Annotated in this window: 18 protein-coding genes and 1 pseudogene; 13 read left to right on the forward strand and 6 right to left on the reverse strand. The window is 68.9% G+C overall.

What is annotated here, in order from left to right:
* Positions 1-38 precede the first annotated feature (38 nt).
* The 9 genes and pseudogenes from MFF54_RS10770 to MFF54_RS10810 form a co-directional block, all read left to right on the forward strand.
* A pseudogene (locus MFF54_RS10770) lies at positions 39-485 on the forward strand (IS630 family transposase); the annotation flags it as partial.
* A gap of 685 nt (positions 486-1,170) precedes the next feature.
* Positions 1,171-1,629 (forward strand): hypothetical protein, encoded by a 459-nt coding sequence (locus MFF54_RS10775; protein WP_238302736.1) that lies wholly within the window; start codon positions 1,171-1,173, stop codon positions 1,627-1,629.
* A 181-nt stretch (positions 1,630-1,810) separates the two neighbouring features.
* The gene (locus MFF54_RS10780; protein ID WP_238302737.1) at positions 1,811-2,332 is read left to right on the forward strand and encodes a PRC-barrel domain-containing protein; all 522 of its coding nucleotides are present in this window, start codon (positions 1,811-1,813) and stop codon (positions 2,330-2,332) included.
* A 248-nt stretch (positions 2,333-2,580) separates the two neighbouring features.
* Positions 2,581-2,811 carry a ribosome modulation factor gene (locus MFF54_RS10785; protein WP_306423956.1) on the forward strand — a complete coding sequence of 77 codons (231 nt, stop codon included), beginning with the start codon at positions 2,581-2,583 and terminating at the stop codon, positions 2,809-2,811.
* Positions 2,812-2,932: 121 nt separating this feature from the next.
* Positions 2,933-3,163: a hypothetical protein gene (locus tag MFF54_RS10790; RefSeq protein WP_238302739.1), complete on the forward strand. Its 231-nt coding sequence runs from the start codon at positions 2,933-2,935 to the stop codon at positions 3,161-3,163.
* 140 nt (positions 3,164-3,303) lie between these two features.
* Positions 3,304-5,376, forward strand: a complete 2,073-nt coding sequence (locus tag MFF54_RS10795; protein ID WP_238302740.1) for a sensor histidine kinase — start codon at positions 3,304-3,306, stop codon at positions 5,374-5,376.
* Between the two features lie 20 nt (positions 5,377-5,396).
* On the forward strand, positions 5,397-6,059 hold the full coding sequence (locus MFF54_RS10800; RefSeq protein ID WP_238302741.1) for a response regulator transcription factor: 663 nt from the start codon (positions 5,397-5,399) through the stop codon (positions 6,057-6,059).
* Between the two features lie 162 nt (positions 6,060-6,221).
* Complete coding sequence (locus tag MFF54_RS10805; RefSeq protein ID WP_238302742.1) at positions 6,222-6,401, forward strand: hypothetical protein; 180 nt, start codon at positions 6,222-6,224, stop codon at positions 6,399-6,401.
* Between the two features lie 170 nt (positions 6,402-6,571).
* Positions 6,572-7,329 (forward strand): IS5 family transposase gene (locus MFF54_RS10810; protein WP_238302743.1). Its coding sequence is split into 2 segments (ribosomal slippage): positions 6,572-6,902 and positions 6,902-7,329, totalling 759 coding nucleotides; the frame shifts between segments, so codons are not numbered across the junction.
* 288 nt (positions 7,330-7,617) lie between these two features.
* Here MFF54_RS10810 and MFF54_RS10815 read toward each other — a convergent pair.
* The 4 genes from MFF54_RS10815 to nhaA all read right to left on the reverse strand — a co-directional run bounded on the left by MFF54_RS10815 (position 7,618) and on the right by nhaA (position 11,421).
* On the reverse strand, positions 7,618-8,925 hold the full coding sequence (locus tag MFF54_RS10815; protein WP_238302744.1) for a DUF2254 domain-containing protein: 1,308 nt from the start codon (positions 8,923-8,925) through the stop codon (positions 7,618-7,620).
* A 394-nt stretch (positions 8,926-9,319) separates the two neighbouring features.
* Complete coding sequence (locus tag MFF54_RS10820; RefSeq protein ID WP_238302745.1) at positions 9,320-9,844, reverse strand: DUF421 domain-containing protein; 525 nt, start codon at positions 9,842-9,844, stop codon at positions 9,320-9,322.
* A 107-nt stretch (positions 9,845-9,951) separates the two neighbouring features.
* Positions 9,952-10,152 (reverse strand): hypothetical protein, encoded by a 201-nt coding sequence (locus MFF54_RS10825; protein ID WP_238302746.1) that lies wholly within the window; start codon positions 10,150-10,152, stop codon positions 9,952-9,954.
* A gap of 54 nt (positions 10,153-10,206) precedes the next feature.
* A complete protein-coding gene (nhaA, locus tag MFF54_RS10830; RefSeq protein ID WP_238302747.1) occupies positions 10,207-11,421 on the reverse strand; it encodes a Na+/H+ antiporter NhaA in 1,215 nt (404 codons plus the stop codon).
* Positions 11,422-11,646: 225 nt separating this feature from the next.
* Here nhaA and MFF54_RS10835 point away from each other — a divergent pair, with 225 nt between their 5' ends.
* The 3 genes from MFF54_RS10835 (at position 11,647) to MFF54_RS10845 (ending at position 15,386) form a co-directional block, all read left to right on the forward strand.
* The gene (locus MFF54_RS10835) at positions 11,647-12,423 is read left to right on the forward strand and encodes a potassium channel family protein (RefSeq protein ID WP_238302748.1); all 777 of its coding nucleotides are present in this window, start codon (positions 11,647-11,649) and stop codon (positions 12,421-12,423) included.
* A 317-nt stretch (positions 12,424-12,740) separates the two neighbouring features.
* On the forward strand, positions 12,741-14,021 hold the full coding sequence (locus MFF54_RS10840; protein WP_238302749.1) for a cation:proton antiporter: 1,281 nt from the start codon (positions 12,741-12,743) through the stop codon (positions 14,019-14,021).
* A 558-nt stretch (positions 14,022-14,579) separates the two neighbouring features.
* Positions 14,580-15,386: a Crp/Fnr family transcriptional regulator gene (locus MFF54_RS10845; protein ID WP_238302750.1), complete on the forward strand. Its 807-nt coding sequence runs from the start codon at positions 14,580-14,582 to the stop codon at positions 15,384-15,386.
* Between the two features lie 10 nt (positions 15,387-15,396).
* Here MFF54_RS10845 and MFF54_RS10850 read toward each other — a convergent pair whose 3' ends face one another.
* Both MFF54_RS10850 and MFF54_RS10855 read right to left on the reverse strand, forming a co-directional pair.
* The gene (locus MFF54_RS10850; RefSeq protein ID WP_238302751.1) at positions 15,397-17,448 is read right to left on the reverse strand and encodes an ATP-binding protein; all 2,052 of its coding nucleotides are present in this window, start codon (positions 17,446-17,448) and stop codon (positions 15,397-15,399) included.
* Positions 17,445-18,956, reverse strand: coding sequence for an ATPase domain-containing protein (locus tag MFF54_RS10855; RefSeq protein ID WP_111474358.1), 1,512 nt, complete (start codon positions 18,954-18,956; stop codon positions 17,445-17,447). The genes MFF54_RS10850 and MFF54_RS10855 overlap by 4 nt, the downstream gene beginning before the upstream one ends.
* Before the next feature lie 106 nt (positions 18,957-19,062).
* On the opposite strand from MFF54_RS10855, the gene MFF54_RS10860 reads away from it, so the two are divergent.
* Complete coding sequence (locus tag MFF54_RS10860; protein ID WP_238302752.1) at positions 19,063-19,263, forward strand: hypothetical protein; 201 nt, start codon at positions 19,063-19,065, stop codon at positions 19,261-19,263.
* Positions 19,264-19,466 lie beyond the last annotated feature (203 nt).

A 19,466-nucleotide genomic window follows, 5' to 3' on the forward strand; every position in this document is an offset into this window, starting at 1 on the left:
TCCCTCCGGTGGTTCTCAACACCACCACCTTGGCACGTCGATGCCGTCGGGGGCGTCCACCCCATCATTGGAAGACGACCACCGTCACCGCCGCCTTGCGCACGAGCGGAGTGACGGCCACGGCCCTGTTCGATGGGGCCACCAATGGCGGGCGCTTCCGGGCCTACGTCACCGACACCCTGGTGCCCGTGCTGAAGCGAGGTGACACGGTGATCATGGACAACCTTGGCGCTCACAAGGTGGCCGGCGTGCGCGAAGCGATCCAGGCAGTGGGCGCCAAGCTGCTCTACCTTCCGCCCTACTCGCCCGACTTCAACCCGATCGAGCAGGTCTTCGCCAAACTCAAAGCTGACCTGCGCAAAGCCGCCGCGCGGACGCTTCCCGATCTGAAAGCGGCCATCCGATCGGCCTTCCACAGCCTCACTCCAAACGCCTGCCGAAACTGCCTCACAGCGGCAGGATACGACGCATACGATCCAACATGATCGGCAACAGCTCTAGCGGCAACCCGAGGGTGCCTCCCCGGGAAGGCATTCCGGCGGAGCGTCAAGCTGATGGCGGCATGACATGGGCCGAGTATCGCGCTCGGACGCCGTCCCACGCAAACGGGGCGAAGCGGTGGTGTTCGGCAAGATCGGACGTGGTCAGGCCACCGCCGAACCGGGCCCAGTCCTCGATGGTTCGTTCCCGCGGCAGGGACGGACGAGGTCCGGTTATCCCGGCGGCCCGTGGCGTCTGTGAACCACCGAGCCGTCGTTGCCACGTCCGCGCCGTCCGAGCGAATGCCATCCTCATGCAGTCCCCCCTTATGGTGCGACCTCGCCGCCTCGCCTCCGCGGCCCCGCGCGCTCGGGGTCCGAACCGCCAAGCTAACCTGGACGGACTGTTGCGGCATGTCGGGGCGACCCCGACACGGCTGCCGGTTTCTCCGACTGCTGGTCGGCCCTCCTCGCCACAGATGACGGTCAGGACGGAAGGGAGGACAGGCGCCCTCACATGGGCACTTACCGAAACATCCGTTCCGACTGGGACAGCCAAGCCCACTCCCGGTCTCGACCGCCGCGCCCGGGCAGCCTTGGCACCGCGGTCCGAACCATCGCCGCCGTGCGGCCGGGCCAGTCATCGACCCGCGCCGCATGATCCCACTACGGCCACCATGGAGTTGAGCTCATGAGACGTCTTGCAATCGCCCTCGCGGCGATGTCGAGCCTTGTCCTTTTTGCGCCGTCGAGCGAGGCACGGCCCCATGGCAGGGGCCATGGTTTCCACCACGGCAATCATCACGTCACGCACGGCGCCCTGAGGGGCGCACGACACGGCGTTCGCCGTTACAGGGCGACAGGCTTCCGCCCGCACTATCGCCGGTCTCGCGGCTATTACCGCGGCGTCGGCTTCCGGTCCTCGCGCTACGGCTACCGGCATCACCATCGCCATTACGGCTACCGGCGCGGCTATCCCGGCCTTGGCTTGGCGACCGGCGTTGGGCTGGGCCTAGCCGCAGCCGCAGTCCGGCCAGCCTATTACGGGCCGACATACGGCCGATCCTACGGGTACGGCTACCGCTACGCTCCGGTCGGATATGGCGTCGGCTACGGGGTTCGTCGGCCCTACTACGGCTGCGGCTTCTAAGAGCTCGGTCAAGACCGAGAAGCACGTCGAGCCAATGCTCGCCTGGCTTCAACGGCACCCAGCACCCAACACCCGGATGCGGATCCGGCACGTCCGGCCCGCATCCATCGATTACGCGATCAACCCCGGCATTCGGTGGTCGATGCCGGCTCGGAATTGCAAGTATCGGAAGGACGATCCCATGCAATACGTTATCGCCAGCACCCTGCTCGCGGGCGCGCTCCTCGCGCCCCCCGCCCTCGCACAGGACAAGAGCGCGGCGCAGCCCGCCGACGCTCAGGCGAAGCCAATGGCGGCACCGCCCGCCGGAACGGCAATGCCGGCGAGCCCGAACAATGCGGGCGCAACCACCGCCGGCGCGGGCGGCATGACGATGGCCGACACCGCGACCGCCAAGATCAAGTTCGTCTCCGCCAAGCCGGCCGAAGTGACCTCGTCCAAGCTTGTCGGCAAGAACCTCTACAACAAGCAGAACGAGACGGTCGGACAAGTCGAGGATCTCGTCATCGAGAACGGCAAGACGGTGACCGGCGTCGTCGTCAGCGTCGGCGGCTTCCTCGGCATGGGCGAGCGCTATGTCCTGGTCGACCCCTCTTCGATCTTCCTGCATCGTGCGAATGGGGAGCTGAAGGCAATGGTCGACGCCGACAAGGACGCGCTGAAGAATGCGCCCGAGTTCAAGTACAACAAAAAGAACACCTGACCTCCAGCGGGCAGGGGCCGGCATCCTCGGCCCTTGCCGTCAAGCGGCTGGCTCCGGAAACAGGGTGCGACCCATAACGGCATAACGGACAATCCTCATCGACCCCAGCGCGTGTCGGGATAAACCTGACACGCGTCGGTGAGAACGGCATACAGGGCCGAAACCGCTTGCCGGGTGACTTGAGTTGAACGCTACTTACCTTGGCTGGACAAAGATTCGAGCTAACGGAAAGATTAGCGCGCATGCTCATGGACATCATCAAGCAAGGCTCCCGCGCTCGGGCAATCGGTCGCCCGAGAGATGCTTGCCCTTATCCCGGCGACTCCCGCGAACGCAGGGCATGGTTCGAAGGCTACGACGGCTCGTCCTGGGAGTTCGTGGCCAGAATGCCCCATCCGGCGCGGATAGCGCCCGGGGCGAGGGAGCTCGACGCCGTGAACGGCATGGTGGACCCTTCCGCGTCGCTGGCGACCGCCTGACGGCGAGGCGTCGCCATGGCGGCAGGCCGCCGGATGTTCGAGCGAAAAGACTTGGAGCGCACGCATGGAGCGCAGGTCCTCGAAGGCACCGTCGGCTCTCCCACTCGGACGACCCGAAAGGGTGACCACGCTCCTGGTCCAGGCTCATCTGGCCGACCGTACGGCGACGCCGCCGAACCTGATTGCGCGGCTGCGCGACATGGAGCAGGTCGTGCGCGAGGCACGCGGCGACCGACAGACGCTCCAGGTCATCGCCTCCGGCAGACGCCTCTTGGGCGATGCCGAGGATTTCGCCACACTGGAGCCCGCCTTCGAGCCCGACCTTCCCGCTCCCGCGTCGGAGACTGGCTAGCCGGCGGTGCCGGCACTAGGGTCTCGGACCACCCGGCCGCGCCGCGGTCGGGAGACAATCATAGGCGGGCTTGGCCGTCGGAGGCGTTCCCGCGAGCCGGTCCCGCAACGCCGACGGCATGCCCGTCCGAGCACGCGCGCATGACCGAACGGCGATCCGACGCCACGCAAGCCCCCGAGAACCAGTTGAGCCGCGGCAGTCGTCGCACCTTCGTCGCGCTGGCGTTCGCGGCGGCCATCCCCGTGCTGCTGCTCAGTGGCTGGGTCGCCACCCTGATGGCGCAGCAGCAGCGCGACCTCGCCCGCAACGCCGCCGTGGCCAGCGCCACCCGCGTGGCCGAGCGCGTCGCCTCCGACATCGCCGCGCAGGTCGCGGTTCTCGAAGCCGAGGCCGCCTCGGCCACCCTCGACCGGCCGGACCTCGCCGCGTTCTACGCCGAGGCCGAGCGGCTCCGTCAGGCGCATCCCCTTTGGGCGACCGTCGAACTCGCCGGGCCCGATGGCGCACAGGTCGTCAACCTGCTTCGCTCCCTCGACGAGGAACTCGGCCCGACCGCCGACCGCAGGAGCTTCGATGAGGTCGTCCGGACGCGGCGCCCGGTGATCGGCGGCATCGGCCCGGCCGGCCCGGTCTCGGGCAAGCGTCTCGTCGCCCTGCGGGTGCCCGTCATCCGGGACGGGCAGCTTCGCTACGTGCTCTCGGTCCGGCTCGCCACCAACGCGGTGAGCTCGATCCTGCGCGACGCCGGCGCGCCGGAGGGCTGGGTCGGGACCATCGTGGATGCGGACGGGAACACCATCGCGCGTACCCGCGCCGAGGTGGAGGAACTCGGCCACCCGGCGAACCCCGCGCTCCAGGCCGCCATCCGTCGGGCGCCGCAGGGCTTCTACACAGGACCGACCTTGGAAGGGTCGAACGTCGAGGTCGTCTATCGGACCCTGAAGGATACGGGCGGCTGGTCGGTCCATTTCGGCATGCCCGTCGCCACCCTGAACGCGCCGGTCTCGCGCTCCTACGCCGTGCTCGCTGGCGGCAGCATCCTCAGTATCGGCCTCGCGCTGGCGCTGGTCGGTCTGGTGGGCCGCGATATGGCGCAGCGCCGGGCGGGCGAGCAGGCGCGCTTCGCCCTGGCCCTCCGGTCGAGCGAGGAGCAGGGCGCGGTGGCGGCCGAGGCAGCGGAGCTCGGCACCCTGCGCTGGGATACGGTTCGTGAACGGGTGACCGCGTCCGCACGCGCGGCCCGGCTGCTGGGATGGGGGACGGACGTCGCCGAGGGGCGCGAGACCGAGGCGGACGTGCACGAGGTCCTGGAGGCGGTCGACGCCGACGACCGCGAGCGTCTCGCCGAGGCGCTCCGGCGGAGCCTGGCGGACGGGGCGCCGATGGACGTGGAATTCCGCGTCGTCGAGGCCGGCCCCCGCGTGCGCTGGGTCCGCCTCGCGGGGCGTGCACCCAAGCTGCACAACGAGAAGCCTCCCGGGCTGATCTACGGCGTCGTCTCGGACATCGAGCCGCGCAAGCGCGCCGAAGCGGAGCGGCTCGAACTGCTCAGGCGTCTCGGCGAGGCGCAGGAGAACGAGCAGCGCCGGATCGCGCGCGAGCTTCACGACCAAGTTGGCCAGACGGTCACCGGCCTATCGCTCGGCCTGAAGAGCCTGGAGCGCCTCCTCGCGGGCGGCGAAGCGGACGAGGCCGGCCGCCAGGTGCAGTGGCTCCAGGCGCTCGCGGGCGAGATCGGGCGGGACATCCACCGCGCCGCCGTCGATTTGCGCCCGACCGCCCTCGACGACCTCGGCCTGCGCGAGGCGCTCGCGACCCTGCTGCGCGGTTGGAGCCGGCGCCACGACATTCGGGCCGACCTCGAATTCCTGGGCGAGGCCGCACGAGTCCCGGCGGCGGTCGAGACCGCCGTCTACCGAATCGTGCAGGAGGCGCTCACCAACGTCCTCAAGCACGCCCGTGCCGCGACCGTCAGTGTCTCGGTCGAGCATCGTGCCGACGTGATGCGGGTCATCATCGAGGACGACGGCGTTGGCTTCGACGTCGAGGAGGCGGCCCGGGTGCCCACGAACGACGCGCCGGCCAAGCCGCGGCTGGGCCTGTCCGGCATCCGCGAGCGCTTGTCACTCCTTGGCGGCACGCTCACTCTGGAGGCGTCCCCGGACGTCGGCACCACGTTGTTCGTCAACATCCCCGTTCCGCAGCCGACATGAGGCTTCGAGGAGACCACCCCATGGACCGCATCCGCGTCGCCCTCGCCGACGACCACCCCATCGTGCTGGCGGGCATCCGGACGCTGCTGAACGCCGACCCGGAGATCGAGCTCGTCGGCGAGGCCACCAGCGGCAGCGACGCCCTACCCATGATCCATTCCGCGGGTCCCGATGTGGCGGTCGTCGATGTCTCCATGCCCGGGCTCAACGGGCTCGAACTGGCGGAGCGGGTGGCGGGCGAATGCCCGGGGACGCGGGTGCTCGTGCTGACGGTTCACGAGGATGCGGCCTACGTCCAGCCGCTCCTCAGGGCGGGCGCGCGCGGCTATCTCCTGAAGCGCTCGGCGGCCGATGACCTGCTGCGAGCGGTCCGCGCCGTCGCCTCCGGCGGCATCTACCTCGACCCGTCCATCGCGGGCCACGCCTTGGCGGACCCCTCCTCGGTCGGCGGCCCAGGCCCAGGCGAGGCCGGGGAGGCGCTGAGCCCGCGCGAGATGGAGGTGCTGCGGCTGATCGCGCAGGGTTTCAGCAACAAGGAGATCGCGCGCCGCATCGACCTGAGCGTGAAATCCGTCGAGACCTACAAGGCTCGGGCAGCCGAGAAGCTCGGCCTAAGGACGCGGGCCGAGATCATCCGCTACGCCGCCGCCCAGGGCTGGCTCGACGCGCTCGCGCTGCGCTAAGGTAGGAGCGTGGGCACGAAGGCCCGGCACCTAGCGGGACAGCCGGCGGCGCATGGTTCGGACCAGTCGGCGGGTTCCCGTGCGCGCCCGGGCAACCGGCCCAGGCCGAACATCGCCAAGTGTGCTGTCAGGAGCCTGCACTAGCCATCCGAGCGCGAAGGGATGCTGGCGGTGAGCCGTTCAACCTTGGCCATGGGGCTCGGGGTCTTTCTGATCTCCGCCTGCGCGGTGGTCCTGCTGAGCCAGGCCGGCTATCGGCACGCTCAGTACATCGTCCTCATTTCCGGGTTCGTGGCGGGTGCCGTGCTTCCTCTTGCACGTGGCTGGACCGACCGGCCATGAGGGGCGGACCGATTCTTGAACAGGGAGACGTGCCCCCCTTCCGGGATGTCCATTATTCTGCGCAGAGTCGATGACGTATAAGCCTGTTGCTAGGGTCAAAACCGCATCAAGGTGTTGCGTGGGCTGTAGTTTTGTGATTCGAGGCCGCCGTTTGCAGCGCGGAGGCGGCGGTGGCGGATCTGTTCTGGCTCTCGGATGAGCAGTGGGCGGCGATCGAGCCGTTCCTGCCCCGCAATCAGCCCGGACCCGAGCGCAAGGACGACCGGCGGATCATCTCCGGCATCCTGCACGTGATCAGCGCAGGCTGCCGCTCGTGCGACTGCCCGGATACCTACGGCCCGTCCACCACGGTCTACAACCGCTTCAACAGGTGGTCCCGCCGCGGCTTCTGGCGCGCGATGCTGGCCGCCCTGGCCAAGGCTGGATGGGCTGGGGACGCGGCCGCCCTCGACAGCACCTATGTCCGGGCCCACCGCTCCGCCCACGGTGGCAAAGGGGGGCTCGCACGCAGGCCATCGGCCCGTCGCGCGGCGGCCAGACGACCAAGGTCCACGCGCTCACCGACGTCCTCGGCCGCCCCGGCGTCCTTCTGCTGACGCCAGGCAACGCCAGCGACGTGACGACCGCGCCCGCCGTGCTGGCCGAGGCGCCCGGCCGCATCCGCCGTCTGGCCGCCGACAAAGGCTACGACGCCGACTGGCTGCGCACCGATCTGCGGGAAGCAGGCATCACGCCCGTCATCCCAGGCAAGCGCGGCCGAAAGCGGAAGATCCGCCACGACACGCGCCGCTACCGCGAGTGCTGGCGCATCGAGGCGACCTTCAACCGCCTCAAGGACTTCCGCCGCATCGCAACCCGTTACGACAAGCTCGCCCGCAACTACGATTCCGCCCTCGCGCTCGCAGCCGTCATCGCCTTCTGGTGCTGATCGAGTCTCGACCCTAGGGCCGTTGCTCCTGGCTGTCGGTATCGGGCTTGTCCTGTTTGCTGCGCCCACTGAAGAGCGAAACACATTTGGACTTCTTTAGAGACGATAAGGCGCAACTCTATTATCCCGCAAACTGTTTGGTTATCATCGCTTTCGGCGCAGCACTTGCCACCTCAATTCTGTCATCGTAATCTCACAGCATCCCGCCACAGCCGGCGAGACGGTCTACCGCCTTCGTCGAAAGGACTGATGCGGCGCGTCATACGGGTAGCGACGCTGGCCGGTGTACTAAGGGCCGACGAAACCATCCCGGGTTTGCGCTTTGACGAACCTGGCATGACGTTCCACCAGATCGGCCAAGTCATGCGGATCGGAGACGTCTCGCTGCGCTGCGGCCGCGACGAGGTCGGCGTGGCGGCGCAGCACGGCGAGCCGGTCGGTCAGACGCTCCACCTCGGCAACCCGGGCGAGCACGTCGAGCATGCGTGCGAGGACGTGCACCGAGCCGGAGGCGTTCTGGCGGATGAGGAGGAACATCGCGTCGCACAACCCGGCGTAGTCGGTTACGGGCTGGATGAGCACGACGCGGCCATCGCGCGCGACCGTACCGGTGGGTAGGTGACGCGGCGCGATGCGGCAGAGGGCGTCGCCCAGGTGGTCGAGCACGCTTCCCGCGGTCATCGGATCGTTGATCCCGGGCGAGAGGGCCCGAACCGCAATCTCCACGAGTTGCCGCACGGAGTATTCGAGGTCCTGCAGGGCTGCTGGGCGCCGTCCGAATGTCAGCGCCCGAGAGACCGCGTCGGTAACGCCCTCGACGCCTGCGGAAAGGAACGCGACCGGAAAGCCTGTCGGCACGTAATCGCCCGGCCGCGCGCGCAGCGAGACCATGACGCCGTTCTCCCTCGCCCAATCCGCCAGGCTCCCGACATCGACGGCCTGCAGGTAGCCGCCCTCCGCCTTGGCCGCCGTAGCGCCACACTCCGGTGTTTCGAGGGGGCGTCGCAGGTCCGCCGCATCGAGGGTGCGCCGCCGGACCGCCTCGCATAGGTCGTGGTGCACGGCGTCCACCACGGTCTCGACGTTGATGCTCGTCGCGATGTGGTGGACGAACCAGATCAGCGTCCCCAGGCAGGCCAAAGCGAGGACGACGGCGCCCGACACGGCGAGGTGGGGGACGAAGGGTTGCTCCTCGACGGTGCGGACCGTTCGCAGCACCATAAGAGCGTAGGCGAAGGTGCCGAGAAAGATCCCGAGCACAACCTGGTTTCGGGCGTCACGCACGAAGTTGCGCAGGAGCCGGGGCCCCATCTGGTTCGAGGCGAGCGACAGCGCCGCGATGGTGATGGAGAAGGTGGTGCCCGCCACCCCGATGGTGGAGGAGGCAACGGCGCTGAGCAGCGCCCGCGCACCCTCGGCACCTCCCGCCCATCCCCAGTCCGCGTCGGGCGAGGAGGCGTCGTAGCCCGCGATGCGCGCCGTCTCCAGCCAGACGGCAAACTGCGCCAGGCCGATGCAGCCAAGTACGACCAGGGCCGGCCGGAGCCAGAATTGGTCGCCGAGGAACTCGACCCATGCCTTGACGCGCGCCCTCATCGCCGATGCCCGGCGCATTGCCCGAGCCACGAGACCGTCAGCCGAAGCCCCGGGACCCTGGCCGCATCGCCTGATGTCTCCTGACGTTGAACCCTGCTCATCCCGGTGAAGCTGTTGGCTGCCGTCACGCTCACTACGCTGCCTCGCTATCCGGCTATTTCTGGCCCAACGAGGAGCGGCCCCCCTGCGCCCCCAAACATCTACGCTTGCACCGTCTTCAAGGTCACCGTCCGCTGCGGGTTTGTGGCGGGATGCCTTTCGCCTCCGAGGAGCCGGACGGTAACGGCACCTCCCGAGACCGAAGGCTCGAAAGACCGCCTGCTCCGCGTGTTGCATCGGCTGCGTGACATGTTCAGGACGCGTTGATGCAAGCCCAGTTGGGTCGTGCGACGCATCACCCGGGCGGGGCGCCAACGACGTTGCGCAGTGTCCCACTCTCGACGGATGTGTCGGTTTTTTCGGTCATGACGCTCAGGGAGCCGTCCGTCTCCAGCACGACCGCATCAACTGACGCCACGTCGACGGCACCTTGCGATCTCAAGGCCGCAAGCACCTCCTCGCGGGTCACACGCTGATCCCTCAGCGCACGGTCGAGGAACTGCCCCCGATGAAGAAGCAGGGTCGGCTCGCCCTTGACCAAGTGCCCTACCGTCGAGGAGCGGACGGAGAGCCAGGTGATGGCGAACTGAAGGAACACGAGCAGGGCGAACGCCAGGACGCCTTCCGCGAGGGCGACCGACTTGCTGAGCAGGGTCGTCGCCAGCGTCGAGCCGAGCGCCACGGTGACGATGAGGTCGAAGGCGTTGAGCTTCGTGAGCGTACGCTTGCCGGAAACTCGCAGGATCACAACGAGCGAGAGATAGGCCAACGGGCCCACGACGAGCACGCGCCCGAGCCCCGTCCAGTCATCGAAGAGCATCGGCCTACCTCCTTCGTCATCCCTCCGGGGGCGAGTTCAGCACGGTGTTCGTCGCGCGGCGGTTCCGTTGCGACCTTCCGGAACAAGCCCGACCGCATGCATAACGTTCAGCCGAGTGCGGGCGCCGATACGCTGGCCAGACTGTGGGCGTCGCCGATCAGGCTTGCGAGCAGCAGCAGGCAGAAGCCGGCGAGGAGGGCAACGCCAGCGACCGCCAGCACGACGTCAGACGTGCGCATGTTCGAGCGTACCTGACGCTCGATGGCATTCATGCGGGTACGGCGGGTCATCCTGTCCAAGTGGGTCATGGGCCTTCTCCTGCGATGCCGCGTGATCCTGCTGGAACGGCGGAGGCAGTGCATTCATTCTGCCGTATGGTCGCGGTTCCGCTCCGCCGCGGGCGCGACCAGCAGCACGAACGCACCAGCCAGCATGCAGGCGATGGAGCCGGTGAGCACGCCGACCTTGACCTCGGCTTCCAGCGCGGGCGCGTTCGCGAAGGCGAGCAGGCCTATGAACAGGCTCATGGTGAAGCCGACGCCACACAGGAGCGAGACGCCATAAACCTGCCCCCAACCTGCATGGGCCGGCCGCTGCGCCAGCCCGAGCTTCACCGCGGCGAGCACGAAGCCGAACACGCCGATCTGCTTGCCGACGAGCAGCCCCAGCGCCACGCCGAGCGTCACCGGGTCGAGCAGCATGCGGGGGTTGAAGCCGGCGAGCGACACGCCGGCGTTAGCGAATCCGAAGACCGGCAGGATCAGGTAGGCCGACCAGGGATGGATCGCGTGTTCGAGGATGTGCAGCGGCGAGGTCGGGTCGTCCGGCCTGCCGACGCTCAGCCGGAGCGGGATGGTCATGGCCAGTAGCACGCCCGCCACCGTGGCGTGCACGCCCGACTTCAGCACAAAGAACCAGAGGACGATGCCGAGCACGAGGTAGGGCCATAGCCGAGCCACGCCAGCCTTGTTCAGCCCGTAGAGCACCGCGAGCGTGGCGGCCGCCCCGCCCAGCATCGGCAGCGACAGGTCGGCGGTGTAGAACAGGGCGATAATGAGCACCGCGCCGAGGTCGTCGATGATGGCGAGCGCCGTCAGGAACACCTTGAGCGAGACCGGCACGCGCGATCCCAGCAGCGCCAGCACGCCGAGCGCGAAGGCGATGTCGGTGGCGGCCGGGATCGCCCAGCCGCGTAGGGTCTCGGGCGAGTGCCAGTTCACGGCAGCGTAGACTAGGGCTGGCGCCGCCATGCCGCCCAGCGCCGCGAGCCCAGGCAGCGCGCGGTCGGGCCAGGTGCGCAACTGCCCGTCCAGCATCTCGCGCTTGATCTCCAGCCCGACGAGCAGGAAGAACACCACCATCAGGGCGTCGTTGATCCAGTGCAGCACCGAGAGTGGCCCGAGATAGGCCTTCAGCGCGGCGAAGTAGGTGCCGGCGAAAGGCGAGTTCGCTACCACCAGCGCAAGCGCCGCGCTCGCCATCAGGACGAGACCGCCGCCCGCCTCGCCGGTCAGCAAGGTGCGCAGAGCCGACACGGGGCGGACACGCGAGGAAACGACGCGGGACTGCAACGACACGGGCACAGGTCTCCAGCGCTGGCGGCCCGACCAACGCTTGACCTGCCGATCCTATTGCCGGACCGCACACCCTCCCGGGTCTATCGCACCGGAGCCCGGCAGGCACAACCCGCGCATTCCTGGATCTCAGGGAAGCGGGACAGGCCTCATTCGCATCGTGTTGCGGGAACCGTATCGGATGTAGGAATTCGACGTCCGATCCCGCGAGTGACCATCCCTTTGCGCATGACGCACCTGACCGAGAGGCTTCGCGACCTGTACGAGGGCGACAACGACCGCGCGCATCGGTTCCGCTACCTCTTGCTCGTCTTTGACCTCACGACGCTTCTGTTCATCGTCCTGTCCTCGTTCATGCCCCAGCAGCCGCTGGTCGAGGGGCTCGACGTGGTGATCGGCGTGGCGGTGGCCGCTGACTTCGCCTCGCGCCTGGCCATCTCGCCGCGGCGATGGCGCGAGTTCCTGCGACCCACGACCTGGGCGGACGTAGCCGCCATCGCCTCCTTCCTCGCCCCCCTAGTCGGTGCGGGGACGGGCGCGGGCTTCCTGCGCATCATGCGCACGCTGCGCCTGTTGCGGACCTATCAATTGCTCGACCGTCTGCGCGCCGACTTCCCGGTCTTCCGCCGCAACGAGGAGGTGATCATCGCGCTGGTCAACCTCGTGGTGTTCATCTTCGTGATGACCGGCATCGTCTACGCGACGCAGCACCGGACGAACCCGGCTATCGGCAACTACGTCGACGCGCTCTACTTCACGGTGACATCGCTGACCACGACGGGCTACGGCGACATCACTCTGCAGGGCACGGGCGGGCGGCTGATCTCGGTCGTGGTGATGATCTGCGGCGTGACGCTGTTCCTGCGCCTCGCCCAGGTTCTGTTCCGGCCCTACAAGGTGCGATTCCCCTGCCCGACCTGCGGCCTGCAGCGGCACGAGCCGGACGCCGTTCATTGCAAGGCCTGCGGCACCACGCTGAACATCCCCGATGAAGGCGTCTATTGAGCGCCTAGGCCCCTGCGGAACACTCGAGCTTGGCGCCCGGTTGCCCCTGCATGAGGCTCCTGACGACGCTCCTGACCGCCACTGCCGTATGCGCGGCCATGCTGGCCGCAGCCGCTTACCGGGTCGGCGACACACCAGCGGTCCAGCCCTGGACCGGTCTGACCGCGCGGACGGTCCTGGCGACGGACGGCCTGGCATCGAGCGACCGCAGCGTTTCCGCCTCCCATGTCGACCGGCGGACGCCCGGAGATCTCGTGGATAAAGTTCCCGGACGGGACGGCTCGCGGAGCTGACCCTCCACCCGCGCGAAGGCCGTCATGATCTCGATCTTCGACCTCGCCGCCCTGCTTCTGACGCTCTCGGCCCTGTTCGGCTGGCTCAACCGTCGCTTCCTGCCCCTGCCGCACGCCATCGGCCTGCTGGTTATGGGCTTGCTGGCCTCGCTGGCGCTGGTCGCGCTCGACCTCGCCTTCCCGCAGCAGCACCTCTACGAGGCGCTCACGACAGTGCTCCGGCAGATCGACTTCACCGAGGTGGTGATGAACGGCATGCTGGCCTTCTTGCTGTTCGCCGGCGCGCTCAACCTCAACCTCCAGGCCCTGCGAGAGCGCGCTTGGCCGGTGGCGACCCTGGCGCTCGTTGGCACGGCGGTCTCGACCGCGGTGGTGGGGCTTGCCGTCTGGGGCATGAGCCAGGCGCTCGGACACGCGCTGCCGCTCTCCTGGGCCCTCGTCTTCGGAGCTCTGATCAGCCCGACCGACCCCGTCGCGGTGCTCGCCACGCTCAAGAACGTGCAGGTGCCGCAGGCGCTTGAAGTCGAGATGCAGGGCGAGGCGCTGTTCAACGACGGCGTCGGCGTGGTGCTGTTCACCGTACTCCTGGGGTTTGCTGCTGGCGGTGGCGGCGAGCGAGGCGCGCTCGGCATCGCCGAGTTGCTGCTGGTGGAGGCGGGCGGTGGTATCCTGCTTGGCCTCGTCACCGGCTACGTCGCCTACCGGGCCATGCGCGCCATCGACGACTTTTCCGTGGAGGTGCTGATCACGCTGGCGCTCGTGACCGGCACCTACGCACTGGCGCAGAAGCTCGGCACTAGCGGTCCCCTCGCCGTTGTTGCGGCCGGGCTGCTGGTCGGAGAGCGGGGGCCCCGCTACGCCATGAGCGAGCGCACGCAGGGCTACGTTTCCGCGCTCTGGACCCTCGTCGACGAGGTGCTCAACTCGGTGCTGTTCCTGCTGATCGGCCTGGAGGTGCTCGTCCTGCGGTTCGACGCCTCGGCGCTGTGGCTGGCGGCTGCTTCCGTACCGCTCGTCATCCTGGGGCGCGGCGTGGCAGTCTCCGTGCCCCTGCTCCTGTTCCGGTGGAGCGACCGCCTCTCGGCGCGCAACGTGCCGTTCCTGACCTGGGCGGGCGTGCGCGGCGGCATCTCGGTCGCGCTGGCGCTCTCAATCCCGGAAACCGAGCCCAAGTCGGCGCTGCTCGCGGCGACCTACGCCGTCGTCCTATTCTCCATCATCGTCCAGGGCTCGACCCTCGGCTTCGTCGCCCGCCGCACCGTCGATACTCCCGGCAAACGCGGCGATGCATCAGCGCCGCTATGACCGGCAAGCTTCCAGTCCACGACGTCGAAAGCCCGCTCTAGTGTCGGCAGCGGACCTTTGGTTCTTCGACCTTGAAGGTCTGCAACTGGCGCACAGCAGAACAATCGGAGCGCGAACTCCTGACCCCTTGCAGACCCTCAAGCCTGCTGGCCGAGACGTCCGCTTGGTAGGAAGAAGCGGATCTTTGAGCTGCGGTCACGACCTCAGCAGGTTGAAGCACATTAGCGACCGCGCATCTGCCTATGCCGACGGCCCACGTCCCGCCTTTGGCGTCAAGGCTCAGCGTCATTGGGCCTTGCGTAACCCCCCGCCAGACATCAGGCGGTTCATCTGTGCGGGTCGCATGCCCTGAACGCCTCGTGACCACCGCTCCACGTGCGTAGGGCCCTGACAGCCCAATCGTCTTGACCGACCACACTGATTGGGAGACGGCCTCCGGAGCGGGCCGGGGCGACGCCGGCCACCGTCGCGACGCCGCGGGACGCACGTGCCGATGCCAAAGGCCCTCGTCCGCTCTAGCTCACCTACGGGGCACACGTCCCACGGGGCGCCGAACCGATGCCAGACCACCCGTTGCTGAGGAAGCTCGCCGCCCTGTCGCCGTTGTCGGACGAGGACCGACGCCTCCTGGCGCAGGTCGCCGCCCACCCCGTCGCGATCCCCGGTAGGACGGACCTCATCCGCGAGGGCGACACGCCCCGGGGCGTGTTCCTCGTCCTCGACGGCATGGCCTGCCGCTACAAGATCCTGCCCGACGGGGCCCGGCAGGTGCTCGCCTTCCTCGTCCCGGGCGACTTCAGCGACCTCGACGTCGCCCTGCTCGGCGCGATGGACCACGCCATCGGCACCCTGTCTTCCTGTCGCGTGGCGCACATCCCGGCCCGAACCGTGGCGGACCTCTTCGACAACCACCCTGCCATCGCCCGTGCGCTCCGCCTGGCCGCGCTGGTGGAGGCCGCCACGGTGCGGCAATGGCTGGCGAACATCGGTCGGCGCCCCTGCGAGCGGCGCCTCGCCCACATCCTGTGCGAGTTGCTGGTGCGGCTCCGGTCCGTGGGGCTGGTCTCCGACGCCGGGTTCGACCTCCCCCTCACACAGGTCGACCTCGCCGACGCGACCGGTATGACGTCCGTCCACGTCAACAGGTCCCTGCGGTCGCTGCGGAGGCGCGGGCTGATCGAGATCCGGGGTCGCCGCGTCGTCATCCCGGACCTAGTCGCCCTAAAGGCGGCGGCCGGTTTCGACCCGGGATACCTGCGCCATGCGGCGGCCGATCCCCGACCGGACCCCGGGCCGTGCCTCCGCAGCGCCCCCCCGGGAGACATCGTATTCCGGAAGGCGGCACTGCCCGAGGCAGGGGCCTAGCCGTCCGGCGTCAGCGCTCGCCTCCCCCGAGCACCAGCCGCAGGGAGCGGGCGAGTTCGTCGCGGCGGTACGGTTTATTGAGCACCGGGAGCTCGCCGCGCCCGATCATCTGCCCCTCGTCGAGGTTGGCGACGTAGCCCGAGGTCAGCAGGACCTTGATGCCCGGGCGGAGCCGCTGCGCCTCGACCGCGAGCTGCGACCCGTTCATGCCGCCCGGCATGACCACGTCGGAAAACAGGATGTCGATGCGCTCCACCCCCGTGAGGTGCCCCAGCGCCTCGGCGGCGTTGCGGGCGACGACTACCCGGTAGCGCAGTTCCTCCAGGCTCTCGGTCGCCATGGCGAGCACCTGCTCGTCGTCCTCGACCAGCAGAACCGTCTCGCCCTCGCCGGCGCGGCGCAGCGGGATGGACGCGGCCGGACCCGTGCCGACCTCTTCGCCGGCGGGGTCGGTCGAGCGCGGGAAGAACAGGTTCACCGTCGTGCCCTGGCCGACCTCGGAATCGATCCTCGCGAAGCCGCCGGCGCTGCGCGTGAAGCCGTAGACCTGGCTCAACCCGAGCCCCGTGCCCTTGCCCACCTCCTTGGTGGTGAAGAACGGCTCGAACACGCGCTGGAGCTTGTCCGCTGGGATGCCTGAGCCGGTGTCGGACACGGAAACCACCACGTAGGGCCCCGGCGCCACGCCCCAGTCGGCGACCGCACCCGTGCCGAGATGGACGTTGCGGCTCGTCACCGCGATATGAGCGTGGCCGTCCCGCCCCTCCATCGCGTCGCGCGCATTCACGACCAGGTTCAGCACCGCCGCCTCGAACTGGGCCGGGTCGATGCGGATCGGGTCAAGCGCCGGGTCGAGGTCGAAAGCGAGCTCGACGGCGCCCCCCGCTGCGCGCTCGGCCAGCGGCTTGAAGGCCAGCAGCAGGCGGTTCGGATTGAGCGTCTGCGGCCGCAGCATCTGCCGGCGCGAGAAGGCCAAGAGCTGCTGGGTCAATTGCTCGCCGCGCCGGGCCGCGCCCATGGCCGCCTCGGCTAGGCGCTTGACGCGGTCGACCTGCTCGGGCCGCCGCAGCATCATGTCGAGGCCGCCCACGATAACGGTGAGCAGGTTATTGAAATCATGCGCCACGCCGCCGGTCAGCTGGCCGATGGCCTCCATCTTCTGGGCCTGCCGCAGCGCCTCCTCGGTGAGCCGCTGGTCGGTACGGTCCATCAGGATGCCGGCGATGCGCGCGGCGGCGCCGTCCTCGTGCTTGATCTGCCCCCTGAGCGCGATCCAACGCACCTGTCCGTCGGCACGCCGAATGCGGCATTCCAAGTCGAGCGCGCCGGTGTCCACGGTCGTCGCGAACGCCCGTTCGGCAGCTGCGCGGTCCTCCTCGACAATGTGGGCGAGGAGCGTCTCCCGGTCCCAACGGGGGCCTTTCCCTTCGTGGCCGAAGATCGCGTCGAAGCGGGACGAGCGGCGCGAGGCGCCGGTGCGGTAATCGAGGTCCCACGACGCCATGCCGGCGGCGTCGAGCGCAAAGGCCAGGGTCTCGTGCGCGGCCTCGACCTCGCGGGTGCGCTCGGCCACCCGCCGCTCCAGGTCCTCGTTGGCGAGGCGGAGATCCTCCTGCGCCCGCTCTCGCTCCAGCAGGTGCCCGCGGGCCTGGTACTGGCGCCTCCGCGCCCTCAGTGCCGAGGCCGCCGCGCTGGCGAGCGTCTCGGCGTTCACCGGCCGCTCCAGCAGGACGACGTTGCCGAGCCGGGCGAGCAGGCGCGCGGCGCGCTCGGACCGGCGCCCGGCCTGGCGGGTGGCCAGCACGATGAACGGAAAGTCGGACCATGGCGGCTGGGTATCGAGCCAGGCGAACAGGTCGGCGAGGTCGCCCTCCAGCGCCTCCTCGGTGACGAGCGCCGCGCCCGCCCCGGCCGCAAGGCCATCCAGCAGGCAGGTCAGGTCCGGGCACGCCTCGGCGCACGCGCCGGCCTGGACGAGCACCTGCCCGGTCACCGCGGCGTCGCGCCCGCGCGGCGCCAGGACCAGGATGCGTTCCTCGTGGGCCGCGGGCGACGCCGTCACCGGACCTCGCCCTGGCCCGCGAGCATCGCGACCTTGCCGCGATAGGCCGGCAGGCCGGACAGGACGCCCTCGAAGTCGCCAAGCGCCTCGCCGACCCGGAGCCCGCCCGGCCCGAACTTCAGTTCGCGGATGCTGCGCTCGTGCGCGTTGACCCTGCTCTTCACGACCGAAAGCGCGGCGCGCACCTCGCCCTTTGCCTCAAAGAACCGGAACAGCAGGATGCAGTCGCTAAGATAACTCAGGTCGACGTCGGTGCGGACCTCGCCGACGACCCCGTGCTGGCCGAGAACCAGGAGCGTGGTGACGCCCTGCTGGTTCAGGTAGCTCAGCAACTCGTGCATCTGCAGGATCAGGAACTCCTCGCCCGGCATCGCATGCAGGTAGGCATTCAGGCTGTCGATGCTCACGAAGGTTGCGCCGCGTTCCTCGACCGCCTCCCGGACCATCGTAGCGAACTCGCCCGGCGAGACCTCCGCAGGGTCGAGTTGCGTGATGACGAGGCGCCCGGCCTCGATGTGCGGGGCGAGGTCCATGCCGAGCGTGGCCGACCGGGCGAGGAGTGTCCCCAGCCCCTCGTCGAACAGGTAGTAGGTGGCGCTCTCCCCGCGCTCCAGGGCGGCCAACATGCAGCGGATGGCCGTCGTCGTCTTGCCGATGCCAGAAGGCCCGAGAAGGAGCGTGTTGGTCCCCGGCACCAGACCCCCGCCAAGCAGCAGGTCGAGCTCGCCCGAGCCCGTGGACTTGCCCTTAGGGTCGAAGCTCGCGTGGTGCTCGGCGGCGATCAGGCGTGGGAAGACTCGGATGCCGCCGGTCTCCAACAGTAAGTCGTGGAAGCCGCCGCGGAACTTGATGCCGCGCATCTTGACGATGCGTAGGCGACGCCGCTCCGAGCCGTACTCGCGGGGCATCTGGTCCAACGACAACACCCCGTGCGCGATGCTGTGCAGTTGCACGTCGCCGGTCTCGGAGGTCTTGTCATCGAGCATCATCACGGTGCAGGCGCGCTTGGCGAAGAACCGCTTGAGCGCCAGGATCTGGCGCCGGTAGCGCAGCGGGTTCTGTGCGAGCAGGCGCAGCTCGGAGAGGCTGTCGAACACGAGCCGGTCGGGCTTCGATTCCTCGACGCGGGCGATGACCTCATGGACGGTCTCGCCGAGCTCGATCTCGGAGGGGTGCAGGATCGACTGCTCGCTATCGGGGTCGAGGCCCATCTCGTCGACGAGCTCGTAGACGTCGATGCCGTCGAGCGTCCAGCCATGGGTCGCCGCCGCTGCCCGGAGCTCGTCGCTGGTCTCGGACAGCGTGACGTAGAGGGTGCGCTCGCCGCGCGCGGTCCCCTCGCGCAGGAACTGCAGGGCCAAGGTCGTCTTGCCGGTCCCGGGGGTACCCTCCAACAGGTAGAGCCGGCTCGGGGTCAGCCCGCCGCAAAGGACGTCATCCAAGCCAGGTACGCCGGTCGAGATCCGGGAATCCCCGCCGGGCGGTGGGCTTTTCGCATGTTCCGTCATCGTCACGGTCGAGGCTCCGTAGCGTGGGGCTCGCCACGACATGCGCACAAGTTAGCGCCGCGCCAAACCCTTGTCAGCGCTCGCGACAACGCATGGTGGGGATTCGTTGGCGGGCGAACCCGACACCAACGAGAAGGCTCGACGGCCGGTCATCGCCGAGCTGGCCGGCAAGTCCGAACAAGCCTCAGCCTTCCGGACCGCCACCGATGAGGAGACGAAGGGCGCCGAGGAGACCACGGCCCTGATCGAGCCGGTCAGCAGGACTTACCTCGACCTCACGCTGAGCGGTTCGAGGGCCGATAGCTGACGGACCGAAGCCATGAATGATCCCGCCTCGGTTGCCCTCACCGTCGAGGCATGCGGCGAGAGCGACGGCCAGTCCTGCCGTCACCTGACCGACACGAAAGGCGTGTCCGTGAGGGTGTCGGCCGGGTCGCACGGAACCGCGGAGGACGCGGGCGCCGCCGGGTAGGCGGCCCTGCGAGCGTTCGGGTCGGTCGCCTTAGGTCC

Origin of the sequence: Methylobacterium gregans (genome assembly GCF_022179245.1) — a bacterium.
Lineage (GTDB): Bacteria > Pseudomonadota > Alphaproteobacteria > Rhizobiales > Beijerinckiaceae > Methylobacterium > Methylobacterium gregans.